Annotated in this window: 17 protein-coding genes; 1 reads left to right on the top strand and 16 read right to left on the bottom strand. The window is 69.9% G+C overall.

Translation table 11 applies throughout. The features are described from left to right. The 13 genes from ACZ49J_RS35375 to pyrR all read right to left on the bottom strand — a co-directional run. The coding region (locus tag ACZ49J_RS35375; RefSeq protein WP_467455059.1) for an S-adenosylmethionine synthetase N-terminal domain-containing protein at positions 1-512 on the bottom strand (512 nt) is incomplete at its 3' end. A gap of 239 nt (positions 513-751) precedes the next feature. Further along, positions 752-1,954, bottom strand: a complete 1,203-nt coding sequence (coaBC, locus tag ACZ49J_RS35380; RefSeq protein WP_467455058.1) for a bifunctional phosphopantothenoylcysteine decarboxylase/phosphopantothenate--cysteine ligase CoaBC — start codon at positions 1,952-1,954, stop codon at positions 752-754. Between the two features lie 137 nt (positions 1,955-2,091). Then, positions 2,092-2,364 carry a DNA-directed RNA polymerase subunit omega gene (rpoZ, locus tag ACZ49J_RS35385; protein ID WP_003982715.1) on the bottom strand — a complete coding sequence of 91 codons (273 nt, stop codon included), beginning with the start codon at positions 2,362-2,364 and terminating at the stop codon, positions 2,092-2,094. 38 nt (positions 2,365-2,402) lie between these two features. Then, positions 2,403-2,996 carry a guanylate kinase gene (gene gmk, locus ACZ49J_RS35390; protein WP_467455056.1) on the bottom strand — a complete coding sequence of 198 codons (594 nt, stop codon included), beginning with the start codon at positions 2,994-2,996 and terminating at the stop codon, positions 2,403-2,405. Between the two features lie 36 nt (positions 2,997-3,032). After that, positions 3,033-3,356, bottom strand: a complete 324-nt coding sequence (locus ACZ49J_RS35395) for an integration host factor (RefSeq protein ID WP_003977346.1) — start codon at positions 3,354-3,356, stop codon at positions 3,033-3,035. A gap of 311 nt (positions 3,357-3,667) precedes the next feature. Next, positions 3,668-4,522 (bottom strand): orotidine-5'-phosphate decarboxylase, encoded by an 855-nt coding sequence (gene pyrF / locus ACZ49J_RS35400; RefSeq protein ID WP_467455054.1) that lies wholly within the window; start codon positions 4,520-4,522, stop codon positions 3,668-3,670. Next, entirely contained in the window at positions 4,519-5,634 is a 1,116-nt protein-coding gene (locus ACZ49J_RS35405; protein ID WP_467455053.1) for a quinone-dependent dihydroorotate dehydrogenase, read from the bottom strand. The genes pyrF and ACZ49J_RS35405 overlap by 4 nt, the downstream gene beginning before the upstream one ends. 74 nt (positions 5,635-5,708) lie before the next feature. After that, positions 5,709-9,017 carry a carbamoyl-phosphate synthase large subunit gene (carB, locus tag ACZ49J_RS35410; RefSeq protein WP_467455051.1) on the bottom strand — a complete coding sequence of 1,103 codons (3,309 nt, stop codon included), beginning with the start codon at positions 9,015-9,017 and terminating at the stop codon, positions 5,709-5,711. Continuing rightward, the gene (gene carA / locus ACZ49J_RS35415; RefSeq protein WP_467455050.1) at positions 9,010-10,152 is read right to left on the bottom strand and encodes a glutamine-hydrolyzing carbamoyl-phosphate synthase small subunit; all 1,143 of its coding nucleotides are present in this window, start codon (positions 10,150-10,152) and stop codon (positions 9,010-9,012) included. Before carA ends, carB begins: the two co-directional genes overlap by 8 nt. Then, positions 10,149-10,718 carry a PH-like domain-containing protein gene (locus tag ACZ49J_RS35420; protein WP_467455048.1) on the bottom strand — a complete coding sequence of 190 codons (570 nt, stop codon included), beginning with the start codon at positions 10,716-10,718 and terminating at the stop codon, positions 10,149-10,151. Before ACZ49J_RS35420 ends, carA begins: the two co-directional genes overlap by 4 nt. After that, positions 10,715-12,028 (bottom strand): dihydroorotase, encoded by a 1,314-nt coding sequence (locus ACZ49J_RS35425; RefSeq protein WP_467455047.1) that lies wholly within the window; start codon positions 12,026-12,028, stop codon positions 10,715-10,717. Before ACZ49J_RS35425 ends, ACZ49J_RS35420 begins: the two co-directional genes overlap by 4 nt. Positions 12,029-12,034: 6 nt before the next feature. Further along, the gene (locus ACZ49J_RS35430) at positions 12,035-13,030 is read right to left on the bottom strand and encodes an aspartate carbamoyltransferase catalytic subunit (protein WP_467455045.1); all 996 of its coding nucleotides are present in this window, start codon (positions 13,028-13,030) and stop codon (positions 12,035-12,037) included. A 119-nt stretch (positions 13,031-13,149) separates the two neighbouring features. After that, complete coding sequence (gene pyrR / locus ACZ49J_RS35435) at positions 13,150-13,722, bottom strand: bifunctional pyr operon transcriptional regulator/uracil phosphoribosyltransferase PyrR (protein ID WP_467455044.1); 573 nt, start codon at positions 13,720-13,722, stop codon at positions 13,150-13,152. Positions 13,723-13,967: 245 nt separating this feature from the next. Here pyrR and bldD point away from each other — a divergent pair, with 245 nt between their 5' ends. Next, positions 13,968-14,468, top strand: coding sequence for a transcriptional regulator BldD (gene bldD, locus ACZ49J_RS35440; protein WP_467455042.1), 501 nt, complete (start codon positions 13,968-13,970; stop codon positions 14,466-14,468). A 217-nt stretch (positions 14,469-14,685) separates the two neighbouring features. On the opposite strand, the gene nusB is transcribed toward bldD, so the two are convergent. From nusB to ACZ49J_RS35455, 3 genes are all read right to left on the bottom strand, one after another. Further along, entirely contained in the window at positions 14,686-15,123 is a 438-nt protein-coding gene (nusB, locus tag ACZ49J_RS35445) for a transcription antitermination factor NusB (RefSeq protein ID WP_467455041.1), read from the bottom strand. A gap of 2 nt (positions 15,124-15,125) precedes the next feature. Continuing rightward, a complete protein-coding gene (efp, locus tag ACZ49J_RS35450) occupies positions 15,126-15,692 on the bottom strand; it encodes an elongation factor P (protein WP_467455040.1) in 567 nt (188 codons plus the stop codon). Positions 15,693-15,926: 234 nt separating this feature from the next. Next, entirely contained in the window at positions 15,927-17,039 is a 1,113-nt protein-coding gene (locus ACZ49J_RS35455) for an aminopeptidase P family protein (protein WP_467455038.1), read from the bottom strand. Positions 17,040-17,069 lie beyond the last annotated feature (30 nt).

Consider the following 17,069-nt stretch of genomic DNA (forward strand, 5'->3'; position numbering starts at 1 on the left):
AGGTACGGGATCGTGCCGTTCTTGCGGACCTCGGAGAGGCGCTTCGACAGGCGGTGCGCCAGGAAGACCGGCAGGGGCATCAGAGTGGGCGTCTCGTCGGTCGCGTAGCCGAACATCAGACCCTGGTCACCGGCGCCCTGCCGGTCCAGCTCGTCCTCGTCGCCCTCGACCCGGGACTCGTACGCCGTGTCCACACCCTGCGCGATGTCCGGGGACTGGGCGCCGATGGAGACCGAGACACCACAGGACGCGCCGTCGAAGCCCTTCTTCGACGAGTCGTAACCGATCTCGAGGATCTTGTCGCGGACGAGCTGGGCGATCGGCGCGTACGTCTTGGTCGTGACCTCGCCGGCCACGTGCACCAGGCCGGTCGTGATCAGCGTCTCGACCGCGACCCGGGACGTCGGGTCCTCGCGCAGAAGCGCGTCGAGAATGGTGTCGCTGATCTGGTCAGCGATCTTGTCGGGGTGGCCCTCGGTGACGGACTCCGAAGTGAACAGGCGACGGGACACAACGCTCCCTGGGGTTGCAGCGGCTGCTGACTGATCATTGGCGGACGGGACGGGGGCTGCGCCCGGCGTCGTCCGAGAACAGTTTATCGGTCGGACTCTGCCGCGGGCCCAGGTGTCTCGCCTCTCGGAAATGCTGTGACCTGCGACACCCGCATTCTGCCCACAGTGGATCGATGTTCGCCAGGGTCGCCACGCGCCATTGTGCGGCGGTTCAGGGTTTGTTGGCGCGGAGGAAACCCTCAGTTCAGGCGGTCCGCCACCAGGTCCCACACGGTCTCGGCCAGCGCTTCCTTCGGTCCGTACGGCACCGGGGTCTCACTGCCGTCGGCTCCGAGCACCACGGCCTCGTTCTCCTCTGAGCCGAACGTCTTGCGCTCGCCGACCTCGTTCACTACGAGCAGATCGCAGCCCTTGCGCTCGAGCTTCGTGCGTCCGTTGGCGAGGACGTCGTCCGTCTCGGCGGCGAATCCGACGATCACCTGGCCGGGGCGGGGGCGATCGGCCGATATCTCCGCGAGGATGTCGGGGTTGCGGACCAGGGTGATCGGGTCGGGGTCCTGGCCGTCCCTCTTCTTGATCTTCCCGGCCGCGTACTCCGCAGGACGGAAGTCCGCCACCGCGGCAGCCATCACCACGGCGTCCGCGTCCGGGGCGGCCTTGAGGACCGCTTCGCGCAGCTGGACCGCGGTACCGACCCGCACGACGTCGACGCCGGCCGGGTCGGAGAGCCCCGTGTTCGCGGCGATCAGCGTGACCCGGGCGCCCCGGGCCGCGGCCGTACGGGCCAGGGCGTACCCCTGCTTGCCGGAGGAGCGGTTGCCGAGGAAGCGGACGGGGTCGAGGGGTTCGCGGGTGCCTCCGGCGCTGACGACCACATGGCGGCCGGCCAGGTCGGGCTCCCTGACCCCACGCGCGAGCACGTTGCGGCAGACCTCGAAGATCTCGGCGGGATCGGGCAGCCGCCCCTTGCCGGTGTCGACGCCGGTGAGCCGGCCGACGGCGGGCTCGACGACCACGGCACCGCGGCGGCGCAGCGTCGCCACGTTCTCCTGGGTGGCCGGGTGCTCCCACATCTCGGTGTGCATGGCGGGGGCGAAGACGACCGGGCAGCGCGCGGTGAGCAACGTATTCGTCAGCAGGTCGTCGGCCAGGCCGTGGGCCGCCTTCGCGAGTGTGTCGGCGGTGGCGGGGGCCACGACCACGAGGTCGGCCTGCTGCCCGATGCGGACGTGTGGGACCTCGTGGACGTCGTCCCACACCTCGGTCGAGACGGGGTTGCCGGAGAGGGCCGACCAGGTGGCGGCGCCGACGAAGTGCAGTGCGGACGCGGTGGGGACGACCCGCACGTCGTGCCCGGACTCGGTCAGCCGCCGGAGCAGTTCGCACGCCTTGTAGGCGGCGATGCCACCGCTGACCCCCAGAACGACCTTCGGCTTGCCCACCGGGCCTCCCCGCACTCGACAGTCACGTGCACGCCACGGCTCATCGGCGTACCCGTCTATGACACACCACAGGCCCGGCAGTCGCGCTGCCGGGCCTGTGGATAAGTCAGCCGCAGGCTGAAAATACTACTGCGTCACTACTGTGCCGGGCCCTCGACGGCCTCGGAGGTCAGCAGACCCGCGTTGATCTCGCGCAGGGCGATCGAGAGCGGCTTCTCGTGGACGTGGGTGTCGACGAGCGGACCGACGTACTCGAGGAGGCCCTCGCCGAGCTGCGAGTAGTACGCGTTGATCTGGCGGGCACGCTTGGCCGCGTAGATCACGAGGCTGTACTTCGAGTCGGTGGCCTCGAGGAGCTCGTCGATCGGCGGGTTGATGATGCCCTCGGGCGCGGTGATGGAAGAGGACACGCTCTACCTTCCGAAAGGGGGGATGGGATCGAAAACGATCACACTACGTCCATCAAGACTAGCAGCTCACGCGCCACGTCCTCGACGGAGGTGTTGACCAGGGTGACGTCGAACTCCGGCTCGGCCGCGAGTTCGACCTTGGCCGCGTCGAGGCGGCGCTCGATCACCTCGGGCGGTTCGGTGCCCCGCCCGGTGAGTCTGCGCACGAGTTCCTCCCAGGAGGGAGGAGCCAGGAACACCAGCTGCGCCTCGGGCATGGACTCACGGACCTGCCGGGCACCCTGGAGGTCGATCTCCAGGAGAACGGGCTCACCCGCCTCCAGCCGCTCGATCACGGCGCCCCGCGGCGTGCCGTAGCGGTTGCCGGCGAACTCGGCCCACTCCAGCAGCTCACCGTTGGCGATCAGCTTGTCCATCTCGTCGTCGGTGACGAAGAAGTAGTGGACTCCGTGCTGCTCACCGGGACGGGGCTTTCGGGTCGTCGCCGACACCGAGAGCCAGACCTCGGGATGTTCCTTGCGCATATGGGCGACGACCGTGCTCTTGCCGACCCCTGAGGGGCCGGAGAGCACGGTCAGCCGCGGACGTACGTCCGGGGGTACGGGGGTCGTCCCCCGGGGTGTTGCAGCCATGCAGCGATTATTCCAGCAATCCCCGGCGCGCAGGAATCAGGAGCCGGTGCTGCCGAACTCGCGCTCCAGGGAGGCGATCTGGTTGGAGCCGAGGCCACGCACGCGGCGGCTCTCGGAAATACCGAGTCGCTCCATGATCTGCTTGGCGCGGACCTTGCCCACGCCCGGCAGGGACTCAAGAAGGGCGGAGACCTTCATCTTGCCGATGACGTCGTTCTCCTGGCCCTGCTTGATGACCTCGTGAAGAGAGGCGCCGGAGTGCTTGAGTCGATTCTTGACCTCGGCCCGCTCCCGGCGAGCCGCGGCGGCCTTTTCGAGCGCGGCTGCGCGCTGTTCAGGGGTAAGGGGCGGAAGAGCCACGCCTACGTCACCTCGGATGTCGAACTGTCGGATACGGACCGGTGAGGAACCTAGTCGCCCCACACCTGGGGAGCTACGAGCAACACGCTTGCCCGCTCTCCCTCACTGCCTTGAAAGCGTGGGAGGTGTCCCCACTCGTCGGAGACTAGCGGCCAAGCGCGCCTGAGTCAGCGAGAACAGCGGAAAAGTCCTGGTCAGCCTCCCTGGAGTCGGACATAACAGGCGTATCACCCTGGATTTGAGAATGTATTCAGACTCAAGCCCGGAGTCAGACCGTCCGCGAGGCACTCGTGAGGCACTCATCGGAGGACTCAGGAGCCCGCCACGACGGCACCGATCTCCGCCGCGAAGCCCTCCGCGGCCGCGCGGAGCGCCACGGCGTCCGGACCGTGACGAAGAACACCCCTGCTGACGTTCGGGACGACATGCCGCACGGCTGCCCCGAAGACCCCCGGGAGGTCCGCCGGAGTGGCTCCCTGGGCACCGATCCCGGGTGCCAGGAGCGGCCCGTTGATCTCCAAGTCGTACGACGACAGGTCACCCAGAGTGGCCCCGACGACCGCGCCGAAGGACCCCATGGGCGTCTCCCCCGCGTTCTCGGCCGCGAGGTGCGCCAGCACGGTCGCTCCGACGTTCCGGCCGCCGCTGTCCTCGGTGCGGACCGCGTGCTGGACCTCGCGCCCCTCCGGATTGGAGGTCAGCGCCAGCACGAACAGGCCGGCCCCGCTCTCGCGCGCGAGGTCCACGGCCGGCTTCAGCGAGCCGTAGCCGAGATACGGCGACACGGTCAGGGCGTCCGAGAACAGCGGTGCGTCCTTGCTCAGGAAGGCCTCCGCGTACGCGGCCATGGTCGAGCCGATGTCACCGCGCTTGGCGTCCATGACGACCAGGGCTCCCGCGGCACGGGCCTCCTGGACCGACTTCTCCAGGACGGCGACGCCGCGCGATCCGAAGCGCTCGAAGAACGCGCTCTGCGGCTTCAGCACGGCCACCCGGTCGGCCAGCGCCTCCACGACGGTGCGGCTGAACCGCTCGAGCCCCGCGACGTCGTCGTTCAGGCCCCAGTCGGTGAGCAGGGACGCGTGCGGGTCGATGCCGACGCACAGCGGGCCGCGCTCGTCCATGGCGCGCCGCAGGCGCGCACCGAAGGGTTCCAGAGCACTCATGCCGTCTTCCCTGCCTTCCTGACGTCGGCGCCGACCGCGTCGGCGAGGGTGGCGTACGGGCTCGCACGGAGGCGTGCGGCGAGACCCTTGTGCAGCGCGCGGCTCCAGAACGGGCCCTCGTAGATGAAGGCGCTGTACCCCTGGACCAGCGTGGCACCGGCCAGGATGCGCTGCCAGGCGTCCTCGGCGTTCTCGATGCCACCGACGCCCACCAGGGTGATCCGGTCGCCCACGCGCGCGTAGAGGCGGCGCAGCACCTCCAGGGAGCGCGCTTTCAGCGGTGCGCCCGAGAGCCCGCCGCTCTCCTTCACGAGGGAGGGTTCGGACCTCAGACCGAGTCCCTCGCGCGCGATGGTGGTGTTCGTGGCGATGATGCCGTCCAGACCCAGCTCCACGGCGAGGTCGGCGACCGCGTCGACGTCCTCGTCCGCGAGGTCGGGGGCGATCTTCACCAGCAGCGGGACCCTGCGGTCGGCGACCCTGCGGTCGGCTCCCTCGCGGACGGCGCTCAACAGGGGGCGCAGCGCCTCGGTGGCCTGGAGGTTGCGCAGTCCGGGCGTGTTGGGCGAGGAGACGTTCACGACCAGGTAGTCGGCGTACGGAGCCAGCCGCTCGGTCGACTTCACGTAGTCCTCGACGGCCTCGGCCTCCGGGACGACCTTGGTCTTGCCGATGTTGACGCCCACGACGGTCCGGAAGACGGGTTCGCGGGAGGCCAGACGCGCGGCCACCGTCAGCGACCCCTCGTTGTTGAAGCCCATGCGGTTGATCAGGGCACGGTCCTTCACCAGCCGGAACAGCCGCTGCTTCGGGTTGCCGGGCTGCGGCTCCCCCGTCACCGTGCCGATCTCGACGTGGTCGAAGCCGAGCATCGACATTCCGTCGATGGCCACCGCGTTCTTGTCGAAGCCGGCGGCCAGCCCGAACGGGCCGTGCATGCGGAGCCCGAAGGCCTCCGTCCGCAGCTCCTTGTAGCGGGGCGCGAGGGCGGCGGCTACGAACGTGCGCAGTACGGGGACGCGGGCGGCCAGGCGGATCCAGCGGAAGGCCAGGTGGTGCGCCTGCTCCGGGTCCATCCGTTTGAAAACCAGACGGAAGAAAAGCTTGTACATGGTCATGTCCTCTTGGAGCCCCACGGGGCCTCATGAAGAGGGGGACACCGTTTCCGGTGTCCCCCTCAGGGCTGCTAGTCGCGGGCCGCGGTCAGGTGCTCCGCGTGTTCCTGGAGTGAACGGACGCCCACGCCCCCGTGGTTGAGGGCGTCGATGCCCTGGACGGCCGCGGCGAGCGCCTGGACCGTCGTCAGGCACGGCACCGAGCGCGCCACCGCCGCCGTACGGATGTCGTAGCCGTCGAGGCGGCCGCCCGTGCCGTACGGGGTGTTGACGATGAGGTCGACCTCGCCGTCGTGGATGAGCTGGACGATGGTCTTCTCGCCGTTCGGGCCCTCGCCGTCGGAGTGCTTGCGCACCACGGTGGCGTTGATGCCGTTGCGCTTGAGCACCTCGGCGGTGCCGGACGTGGCGAGCAACTCGAAGCCGTGGGCGACCAGTTCACGCGCCGGGAAGATCATCGAGCGCTTGTCGCGGTTGGCGACCGAGATGAACGCCCGGCCCTTGGTCGGCAGCGGACCGTACGCGCCTGCCTGCGACTTGGCGTACGCCGTGCCGAAGACCGAGTCGATGCCCATGACCTCACCCGTGGAGCGCATCTCCGGGCCCAGCACCGTATCCACGCCGCGGCCGTGGATGTCGCGGAAGCGCGACCACGGCATGACCGCCTCCTTGACGGAGATCGGCGCGTCGAGGGGCAGGGTGCCGCCGTCGCCGTTCGCCGGCAGCATGCCCTCGGCCCGCAGCTCGGCGATGGTCGCGCCCAGCGAGATCCGGGCCGCCGCCTTGGCCAGCGGCACGGCCGTGGCCTTGGACGTGAAGGGGACCGTACGGGACGCGCGCGGGTTGGCCTCCAGGACGTACAGGATGTCGCCGGCCATCGCGAACTGGATGTTGATCAGGCCGCGGACGCCAACGCCCTTGGCGATGGCCTCGGTCGAGGCCCGCAGCCGCTTGATGTCGAACCCGCCGAGGGTGATCGGTGGCAGGGCGCACGCCGAGTCGCCGGAGTGGATGCCGGCCTCCTCGATGTGCTCCATGACGCCGCCGAGGTACAGCTCCTCGCCGTCGTACAGGGCGTCGACGTCGATCTCGATGGCGTCGTCGAGGAACCGGTCGACCAGGACGGGCCGGGAGGGGCTGATCTCGGTCGACTCGGCGATGTACGCCTCCAGGCGCGCCTCGTCGTAGACGATCTCCATGCCGCGCCCGCCGAGGACGTACGACGGCCGCACCAGGACCGGGTAGCCGATCTCGTCGGCGATGGCCTTGGCGCCCGCGAAGGTCGTCGCCGTGCCGTGCTTCGGCGCGGGGAGCCCCGCCTCGGCGAGCACACGCCCGAAGGCGCCGCGGTCCTCGGCGGCGTGGATGGCCTCGGGTGAGGTGCCCACGATCGGTACGCCGTTGTCCTTGAGCGCCTGTGACAGGCCCAGCGGGGTCTGCCCGCCGAGCTGGACGACGACGCCCGCGATGGGTCCGGCCAGCGTCTCGGCGTGGACGATCTCCAGCACGTCCTCGAGCGTCAGCGGCTCGAAGTACAGGCGGTCGGAGGTGTCGTAGTCCGTGGAGACCGTCTCCGGGTTGCAGTTGACCATCACGGTCTCGTAGCCCGCGTCGCTCAGCGCGAAGGAGGCGTGGACGCAGGAGTAGTCGAACTCGATGCCCTGGCCGATGCGGTTCGGACCGGAGCCCAGGATGATGACGGCCGGCTTCTCGCGGGGCGCGACCTCGCTCTCCTCGTCGTAGGAGGAGTAGAAGTACGGCGTCTTCGCCGCGAACTCGGCGGCGCAGGTGTCGACCGTCTTGTACACCGGGCGCACGCCCAGCGCGTGGCGGACCTCGCGCACGACGTCCTCGCGCAGCCCCCGGATCTCGCCGATCTGCTGGTCGGAGAAGCCGTGCCGCTTCGCCTCCGCGAGCAGGCCGGCGTCCAGCCGCTCGGCGGCGGCCAGCTCGTCCGCGATCTCCTTGATCAGGAAGAGCTGGTCGACGAACCACGGGTCGATCTTCGTGGCCTCGAAGACCTCTTCCGGCGTGGCGCCCGCGCGGATGGCCTGCATGACGGAGTTGATCCGCCCGTCGGTCGGCCGGACGGCCTCTTCGAGGAGGGCGGCCTTGTCGCCGGGCTCGCCGACGAACGTGAACTGGCTGCCCTTCTTCTCCAGCGACCGCAGCGCCTTCTGCAGCGCCTCGGTGAAGTTGCGGCCGATGGCCATGGCCTCGCCCACCGACTTCATGGTGGTGGTCAGCGTGGAGTCGGCCTGCGGGAACTTCTCGAAGGCGAACCGCGGCGCCTTCACGACCACGTAGTCGAGCGTCGGCTCGAAGGAGGCCGGGGTCTGCTCGGTGATGTCGTTCGGGATCTCGTCGAGCGTGTAGCCGACGGCGAGCTTGGCGGCGATCTTGGCGATCGGGAAACCGGTCGCCTTGGAGGCGAGGGCCGACGAGCGCGACACCCGCGGGTTCATCTCGATGACGATGACACGGCCGTCTTCGGGGTTGACCGCGAACTGGATGTTGCAGCCACCCGTGTCGACGCCGACCTCGCGGATGACGGCGATGCCGATGTCCCGCAGGATCTGGTACTCGCGGTCGGTGAGCGTCATGGCGGGCGCGACCGTGATCGAGTCACCGGTGTGCACGCCCATGGGGTCGAAGTTCTCGATGGAGCATACGACCACGACGTTGTCGTGCTTGTCGCGCATCAGCTCCAGCTCGTACTCCTTCCACCCGAGGATGGACTCCTCCAGGAGCACCTCGGTGGTCGGGGACAGCGTGAGGCCCGTGCCCGCGATGCGGCGCAGCTCCTCCTCGTCGTGCGCGAAGCCGGAGCCGGCGCCGCCCATGGTGAAGGAGGGGCGGACGACGACCGGGTAGCCGCCGAGTTCGTCGACGCCCTTCAGCACGTCGTCCATGGAGTGACAGATCACCGAGCGTGCGCTCTCGCCGTGCCCGATCTTGCTGTGAACCGCGTCGACCACCAGCTTGAACTGGTCGCGGTCCTCGCCCTTGTGAATCGCCTCCACGTTGGCGCCGATCAGCTCCACGCCGTACTTCGCCAGCACACCGCTCTCGTGCAGCGAGATGGCGGTGTTGAGGGCCGTCTGGCCACCCAGGGTGGGCAGCAGCGCGTCCGGCCGCTCCTTGGCGATGATCTTCTCGACGAACTCGGGCGTGATCGGCTCGACGTACGTCGCGTCGGCGATCTCCGGGTCGGTCATGATCGTCGCCGGGTTGGAGTTCACCAGGATGACGCGCAGGCCCTCGGCCTTCAGGACACGGCACGCCTGGGTGCCGGAGTAGTCGAACTCGGCGGCCTGGCCGATGACGATCGGGCCGGAGCCGATGACCAGGACGGACTGGATATCGGTGCGCTTAGGCACGCTGGCCCTCCATCAGGGATACGAAGCGGTCGAACAGGTAGGCGGCGTCGTGCGGGCCGGCTGCCGCTTCGGGGTGGTACTGGACGCTGAAGGCCGGGCGGTCGAGGAGCTGCAGCCCCTCCACCACGTTGTCGTTGAGGCACACGTGGGAGACCTCGGCGCGGCCGTAAGGGGTGTCGGAGACCTTGTCGAGCGGGGCGTCGACGGCGAAGCCGTGGTTGTGCGCGGTGACCTCGACCTTGCCGGTCGTACGGTCCTGCACCGGCTGGTTGATGCCGCGGTGGCCGTATTTCAGCTTGTAGGTGCCGAAGCCGAGCGCGCGCCCCAGGATCTGGTTGCCGAAGCAGATGCCGAACAGCGGCGTACCGCGCTCCAGCACCGCCTGCATGACGGAGACCGGGTGGTCGGCGGTGGCCGGGTCGCCCGGGCCGTTGGAGAAGAACACGCCGTCCGGGTTCACGGCGAAGACGTCCTCGGCGGTCGCCGTCGCCGGGAGCACGTGCACCTCGATGCCGCGCTCGGCCATGCGGTGCGGGGTCATGCCCTTGATGCCGAGGTCGACGGCGGCGACGGTGAACCTCTTCTCGCCGATCGCCGGGACCACGTACGGCTCCTTGGTGGCGACCTCGGCGGACAGGTCGGCGCCCTTCATCTCGGGGGCCTGGCGCACTTCCGTGAGCATGGTGCCCTCGTCGGGCAGCGCCTCTCCGGAGAAGATGCCGACGCGCATGGCGCCCCGCTCGCGCAGGTGACGGGTGAGGGCTCGGGTGTCGACGCCGCTGATGCTGACGACGCCCTGCTGGCGCAGTTCCTCGTCCAGCGAGCGCCGGGAGCGCCAGTTGGACGGCACGCGCGCGGGGTCGCGTACGACGTAGCCCGAGACCCAGATCTGCTTCGACTCCGGGTCCTCGTCGTTGACGCCGGTGTTGCCGACGTGCGGGGCGGTCATCACGACGACCTGGCGGTGGTACGAGGGGTCGGTGAGGGTCTCCTGGTAGCCGGTCATCCCGGTGGAGAACACGGCCTCGCCGAAGGTCACCCCCACGGCCCCGTAGGCACGGCCGCGGAAGATCCGGCCGTCCTCCAGGACGAGTACGGCGGGAACCCTGGTGGCTCCCCGAGTGGAGGTCGTCATCGTTCGGCGCCTTCCGTCGTGATCGTCTTGTTCATGGAGTTGAGGGCATCGACCCACTCGTTGTGCTCGGCCGCGCGGTCGGAGCGAAAGCCCGAGTCGATCAGCCGGTCGCCGTGCGCCCAGGTGACGACGAGCAGTCCGCCCTCGGTGAGGACCTTGCCGGCGATGCCCTTGTCGAGGCGGGCCTCGCGCAGCTGCCCGGCGGGGACGAAGAAGTCGGTCGCTCCGGGGCGTACGACGTCCAGGCCCGCGTCCGTCAGCGTGAGTTCGACACGGCTGCGGGTGCCCAGGCCGTGCGCCACGATGCGGTCGAGCCACTGCCCGGCGGTGGTGGAGCCGTGGTAGCGCCCGCTCATCGTCAGTCTCGCCTCGCCCGGGTCGTCCGGCACGGTCGGCAGCTCGGGGAGGTCGCCCTGGAGGGTGGCGCGCCACTTCCAGCCCTCGCGCATCAGCCAGTAGACGAGCGCGACGAAGAGGAGGAGTCCGACCACCCAGCCGATGCGGGCGGCCCAGTCGGTCACTTCGGCCGACTTCTGTTCGGCGGCGATCGAGATGAGTGGTGTCACGTGAGCTTCCCGTCGACGAGCGTGGCCTTGCCCCGGAGCCACGTGTGCGTGACACGGCCCGGCAGCTCGCGGCCCTCGTACGGGGTGTTGCGGCTGCGCGAAGCGAAGCCCGCGGGGTCCACGGACCCACGGTATGCCGTGTCGACGAGCGTGAGGTTGGCGGGCTCACCTGCCGAGACGGGGCGGCCGTGACCGGTGGCCCGGCCGATCCTCGCCGGGGTGAACGACATGCGGTCGGCGACACCCGCCCAGTCCAGCAGCCCGGTGTCGACCATCGTCTCCTGGACCACGGACAGGGCGGTCTCCAGCCCGACCATGCCCATGGCGGCCGCGGCCCACTCGCAGTCCTTGTCCTCGTGCGGGTGCGGGGCGTGGTCGGTGGCGACGATGTCGATCGTGCCGTCGGCGAGCGCCTCACGCAGGGCGTGCACGTCGCGCTCGGTGCGCAGGGGCGGGTTGACCTTGTAGACCGGGTTGTACGTGCGGACCAGCTCGTCCGTGAGGAGCAGGTGGTGCGGGGTGACCTCGGCGGTGACGTCGATGCCGCGGGACTTCGCCCAGCGCACGATCTCGACGGACCCGGCGGTGGAGAGGTGGCAGATGTGCACGCGCGAGCCGACGTGCTCGGCGAGCAGCACGTCCCGGGCGATGATCGATTCCTCGGCCACCGCGGGCCAGCCGCCCAGCCCCAGCTCCGCCGAGACGACGCCCTCGTTCATCTGGGCGCCCTCGGTCAGCCGCGGCTCCTGCGCGTGCTGGGCGACGACACCGCCGAAGGCCTTCACGTACTCCAGCGCCCGGCGCATGATCACGGCGTCGTCCACGCACTTGCCGTCGTCCGAGAAGACGGTGACGCCCGCCGCCGACTCGTGCATCGCGCCGAGCTCGGCGAGCTTCCTGCCCTCCAGACCGACCGTGACGGCGCCGATGGGCTGCACGTCGCAGTAGCCGTGCTCCCGGCCCAGTCGCCACACCTGCTCGACGACACCGGCGGTGTCGGCCACCGGGAAGGTGTTGGCCATGGCGAACACCGCGGTGTAGCCGCCGCTCGCCGCCGCCCGCGTACCGGTCAGCACGGTCTCGGAGTCCTCGCGGCCGGGCTCGCGCAGATGGGTGTGCAGGTCGACGAGCCCCGGCAGCAGCACCTGGCCGTCGGCCTCGACAACGGTCACATCCTGCGCGCCTCCGGCACGACCGGCGCCCTCGGCGGACAGCCCGGAACCCACCTCGGCGATGGTCTCTCCGTCGATCAGCACGTCCTGCGGCTCGCCGCCGAGCACCTTCGCACCACGGATCAGGATCTTGCTCATCTGTACTTACTTCTCCTCGGTACGGTTCTGGGGGGCGGCGGAGGCGTTCTTGGACTCGAACACGGCACCGCCGAGCAGCAGGTACAGCACGGCCATGCGGATGGAGACCCCATTGGCGACCTGCTCGATCGCGGTGCAGCGCTCGGAGTCGGCGACCTGAGCGGTGATCTCCATCCCGCGCACCATCGGGCCGGGGTGCATGACGATGGCGTGCTCGGGCATCCGCCCCATGCGCTCGCCGTCGAGGCCGTATCGCCGGGAGTACTCGCGCTCGGTCGGGAAGAACGCGGCGTTCATGCGCTCGCGCTGCACGCGCAGCATCATCACCGCGTCGGACTTGGGCAGGGTGGCGTCGAGGTCGTAACTGATCTCGCAGGGCCAGGACTCGATGCCGACCGGCAGCAGCGTGGGCGGTGCGACCAGCGTGACCTCGGCGCCGAGGGTGTGCAGCAGGTCGACGTTGGAGCGGGCGACGCGGCTGTGCAGGACGTCACCGACGATGGTGACGCGACGGCCGCCGAGGTCGTGGCCGAGCCCGGCGTCCCGGCCGACCAGCCGGCGGCGCATGGTGAAGGCGTCCAGCAGGGCCTGGGTGGGGTGCTGGTGGGTGCCGTCACCGGCGTTGATGACGGCGGCGTCGATCCAGCCGGAGTTCGCCAGGCGGTACGGGGCACCCGAGGCACCGTGCCGTATCACGACGGCGTCCACCCCCATGGCCTCCAGGGTCTGGGCGGTGTCCTTGAGGGACTCTCCCTTGGAGACGCTCGACCCCTTGGCGGAGAAGTTGATCACGTCCGCGGAGAGGCGCTTCTCCGCGGCCTCGAAGGAGATCCGGGTCCGGGTGGAGTCCTCGAAGAAGAGGTTGACGACGGTGCGGCCGCGCAGGGTGGGCAGTTTCTTGATCGGCCGGTCGGCGACCCTGGCCATCTCCTCGGCGGTGTCGAGGATCTGGATGGCGTCGTCACGGGTGAGGTCGGCGGCCGAGATGAGATGGCGCTGCATCTTTCAGGCTCCGTAGGCAGGTCAGATCGGGAGGCGGGGCCTCGCCACCAGGGCGCGGCCGGGCATGCGGGCGCGCACGAGCGCGACTGGGGGCGCACGGCGGGCCGTACGCCGGAGCGCTAGTGCTGGGCGCCCGGGGTGGTCCGCTTCGCGCCGAGCAGGACGGTGTCCCGACCGTCCTCCTCGGCGAGCTGGACCTTGACCGTCTCCCGCAGCGACGTGGGGAGGTTCTTGCCGACGTAGTCGGCGCGGATCGGCAGTTCCCGGTGGCCGCGGTCGACGAGGACCGCCAGCTGCACCGCGCGCGGGCGGCCGATGTCGTTCAGCGCGTCGAGCGCGGCGCGGATGGTGCGGCCGGAGAAGAGCACGTCGTCGACGAGGACGACGAGCCTGCCGTCGATTCCGTCACCGGGGATCTCCGTGCGGGCCAGCGCACGAGGGGGCTGCAGGCGCAGGTCGTCGCGGTACATGGTGATGTCGAGCGAGCCGACCGGGATCTTGCGCTCGGTGATCTCCTCGAGCTTGGCGGCGAGCCGCTGGGCGAGGAAGACGCCCCGCGTCGGGATTCCGAGGAGCACCACGTCGTCGGCGCCCTTGGCGCGCTCGACGATCTCGTGGGCGATGCGGGTCAGCACCCGCGCGATGTCAGGGCCCTCGAGCACGGGCCTCGGATCTTGCGCTTGCGAGTCCATACGAAACGGACCTCCTTCTCCGCCTCACGGGACGGACCTTAAAGGACGTCGGATTTGCGCCACCCACGTTAGCAGGCCCGATCGACCGGCCCTGATCACACCCCTGGCGTAACGGACAGGGGGCTACCACGGAAGAGTCGGTACGGACCATTCGGCTTGACGGGGCAGAGTAACGCTGCGTAACCTCACAGTGAGTCACCAGCCGTGCGGCACCACCGCACGTCGACACAGCGTCCGGGAGCCATATGTCCAGCGAATACGCCAAACAGCTCGGGGCCAAGCTCCGGGCCATCCGCACCCAGCAGGGCCTTTCCCTCCACGGTGTCGAGGAGAAGTCCCAGGGACGCTGGAAGGCGGTCGTGGTCGGTTCGTACGAGCGCGGCGACCGCGCCGTCACCGTGCAGCGCCTCGCCGAACTGGCCGATTTCTACGGGGTTCCGGTGCAGGAGCTGCTGCCGGGCACCACTCCCGGCGGGGCCGCCGAGCCGCCGCCGAAGCTCGTGCTGGACCTGGAGCGCCTGGCCCACGTGCCGGCCGAGAAGGCGGGCCCCCTGCAGCGCTACGCGGCGACGATCCAGTCCCAGCGCGGTGACTACAACGGCAAGGTGCTGTCGATCCGCCAGGACGACCTGCGCACACTGGCCGTCATCTACGACCAGTCCCCCTCCGTGCTCACCGAGCAGCTGATCAGCTGGGGTGTCCTCGACGCGGACGCGCGCCGCTCCGTCTCCCACGACGAGAGCTGAGAGCCTGAGGCTCCCAGCAGAAACGTGCCGCCGGGGTGGCCGGAACCGTATGGTTCCGCCCACCCCGGCGGCTTTCGTCAAGGGCACGGCGCCTTGCCGGAGTGCGGGGTGCGCCCCGGTAAGGGGCGCGGGGCTGTTTCGCTGTGCGCCTCCGCCGCGTGCGCGCGAGCAATCACACACGACCGTCAGAGAACCCCGCGCAGGCACCCCTGCGGGGCTACTCCGACTCCCTGCGGAGCAGCCCCGGCTTCAGTTCTTTCAGGCGCCCCAGCAGACCGTTCACGAACGCGGGCGACTCATCCGTCGAGAACTCCTTCGCCAGCTGCACCATCTCGTCCAGCACCACGGCGTCCGGAGTCTCGTCGACCCATATCAGTTCATACGCGCCCATACGCAGAATGTTGCGGTCGACCACCGGCATCCGGTCCAGCGTCCACCCGACCGAGTACTGCGCGATCAGCTCGTCGATCCGCTGCGCGTACTTCGCGTAGCCCTCGACGAGCTCCATCGTGTACTCACTCACCGGCGGCTGCCGGGTGTCGGTCCGGCTGTGCCGGACCCAGTCCGCGAGGACCGTCAGGACGTCCGCCCCGCGCTGGTCGCCCTCGAAGAGGATCTGGAAGGCACGCTTACGGGCCGTGTTACGGGCAGCCACGGTTAGCTGTTCACCCGGCCGAGGTAGTCGCTCGTGCGGGTGTCGACCTTGATCTTCTCACCGGTGGTGATGAAGAGCGGGACCTGGATCTGGTGGCCGGTCTCCAGCGTCGCGGGCTTGGTGCCGCCGGTGGAGCGGTCGCCCTGGACGCCCGGCTCGGTCTCGGCGATGCTCAGCTCGACCGCGGCGGGCAGCTCGACGAAGAGCACCTCGCCCTCGTGCTGGGCGACGGTGGCCTCGAAGCCCTCGACGAGGAAGTTCGCGGCGTCACCGACGACCTTGCGGTCGATGTGGAGCTGGTCGTAGGTCTCCATGTCCATGAAGACGAAGTAGTCGCCGTCCATGTAGGAGAACTGCATGTCGCGCTTGTCGACGGTGGCCGTTTCGACCTTGACGCCGGCGTTGAACGTCTTGTCGACGACCTTGCCGGAGAGCACGTTCTTGAGCTTGGTGCGCACGAAGGCCGGGCCCTTGCCGGGCTTGACGTGCTGGAACTCGACGACGGACCAGAGCTGGCCGCCCTCGAGCTTGAGCACCATGCCGTTCTTGAGGTCGTTCGTGGAAGCCACGGTTGCGGAATCTCCTGGACTGACGTGACGACCAGAAGACACGCGCGGAGCGGCGCCGGGGAAGTGCGGATGCGTTCCCGCGCCCGCCGCGGCAGCGGCTTGGGTCACTGCCGGTGCGTGCTGCTCGGTGTGCCGGTTGGAGGTCCTCGTAGCGGAGCTACTGGGGCCTACGGCCGGTGCGGCGAGAGCGCGTGCCGGGTGGCGTGGGGACGTGCCTCAACTTCCCTGGTGTCGCTAGAGCGCGAGCAGCTCCTTGGTCGTGATGGTGAGTAGCTCGGGTCCGCCGTCCGCCTCGGGGCGGACGACGAGCGTGTCATCGATCCGGACGCCGCCCCGGCCCGGGAGGTGGACCCCCGGTTCGACGGTGACCGGCACGCAAGCGTCCAGTTTACCCATGGCCGCGGGAGCCAACTGCGGGTCCTCGTCGATTTCGAGTCCGACCCCGTGGCCCGTCAGCGGTGGGAGGCCTTCGGTGTACCCCGCACAGTCCAGTACCTGACGTGCCGCGCGGTCCACGTCACGGTAGGCCACGCCGGGGGCCAGCATCTCGCGTCCGGCCCGCTGAGCGGCGAAGACGAGGTCGTACAGCTCGATCTGCCAGTCGGCGGGAGACATGCCGATGACGAATGTCCGGCCGATCTCGCAGCGGTATCCGCGGTACGTCGCGCCCAGGCACACCGAGAGGAAGTCGCCCTCCTCGACGCGGCGGTCGGTGGGGCGGTGCAGGCGGCGGCCGGCGTTGGGGCCGGTGGCGACGGAGGTCGCGAAGGCCGGGCCGTCGGCGCCGTGGTCGACGAGCCGGCGCTCCAGTTCCAGGGCGAGGTGACGTTCGGTACGGCCGACGAGGATCGACTCCAGCAGCTCGCTCAGCGCCTGGTCGGCGATCTCCGCGCCGATCCGCAGACAGGAGATCTCCTCCTCGTCCTTGATGACGCGCAGCTGTTCGACCGCGCCGCCCAGATCGGCGAGGCGCAGCCGGGGGGCCACCGAGCGGAGGGCGCGGTGGCGGGTGACGGTGAGGTGGTGTTCCTCGACCGCGAGGGACTCGGCGCCCTCGGCGGCGGCGAGGTCGGCGGCGGCGACCGCGGGGTCACCGCCCGGGCCGGGAAGCGGGTGCACGCGCAGCGCCTCGTCGAGGCGTGTCTCGTGGTCACGCCCGCCGCCGGGTGGGGTGCCGCCGCAGACCAGCAGGTCCTCGTCCGGGCCCAGCAGCAGGACGGCGCCCTGGGGTGCCGCGCCCGCGAGGTAGCGCACGTTGGCCGGGCGGGTGACGAGCGCGGTCGCGCTGCCGCCCGCGTTGCAGTGCTCCCGTAGCCGGGCCCGGCGGGCCGCGTACACCTCTGACATGTGCCGAGCCTATGAGGGGTGGCCGGAATT

The sequence above is a fragment of the Streptomyces sp. NPDC030840 genome, assembly GCF_055572015.1.

Excerpts from the sequence above, each read along its gene's own strand:
- ACZ49J_RS35405 (WP_467455053.1), bottom strand. The coding sequence starts at position 5,634 with ATGTACAAGCTTTTCTTCCGTCTGGTTTTCAAACGGATGGACCCGGAG.
- ACZ49J_RS35425 (WP_467455047.1), bottom strand. The coding sequence starts at position 12,028 with ATGAGCAAGATCCTGATCCGTGGTGCGAAGGTGCTCGGCGGCGAGCCG.
- gmk (WP_467455056.1), bottom strand. The coding sequence starts at position 2,996 with ATGGCTGCAACACCCCGGGGGACGACCCCCGTACCCCCGGACGTACGT.
- ACZ49J_RS35455 (WP_467455038.1), bottom strand. The coding sequence starts at position 17,039 with ATGTCAGAGGTGTACGCGGCCCGCCGGGCCCGGCTACGGGAGCACTGC.
- pyrF (WP_467455054.1), bottom strand. The coding sequence starts at position 4,522 with ATGAGTGCTCTGGAACCCTTCGGTGCGCGCCTGCGGCGCGCCATGGAC.
- ACZ49J_RS35430 (WP_467455045.1), bottom strand. The coding sequence starts at position 13,030 with ATGCAGCGCCATCTCATCTCGGCCGCCGACCTCACCCGTGACGACGCC.
- bldD (WP_467455042.1), top strand. The coding sequence starts at position 13,968 with ATGTCCAGCGAATACGCCAAACAGCTCGGGGCCAAGCTCCGGGCCATC.
- pyrR (WP_467455044.1), bottom strand. The coding sequence starts at position 13,722 with ATGGACTCGCAAGCGCAAGATCCGAGGCCCGTGCTCGAGGGCCCTGAC.
- carA (WP_467455050.1), bottom strand. The coding sequence starts at position 10,152 with ATGACGACCTCCACTCGGGGAGCCACCAGGGTTCCCGCCGTACTCGTC.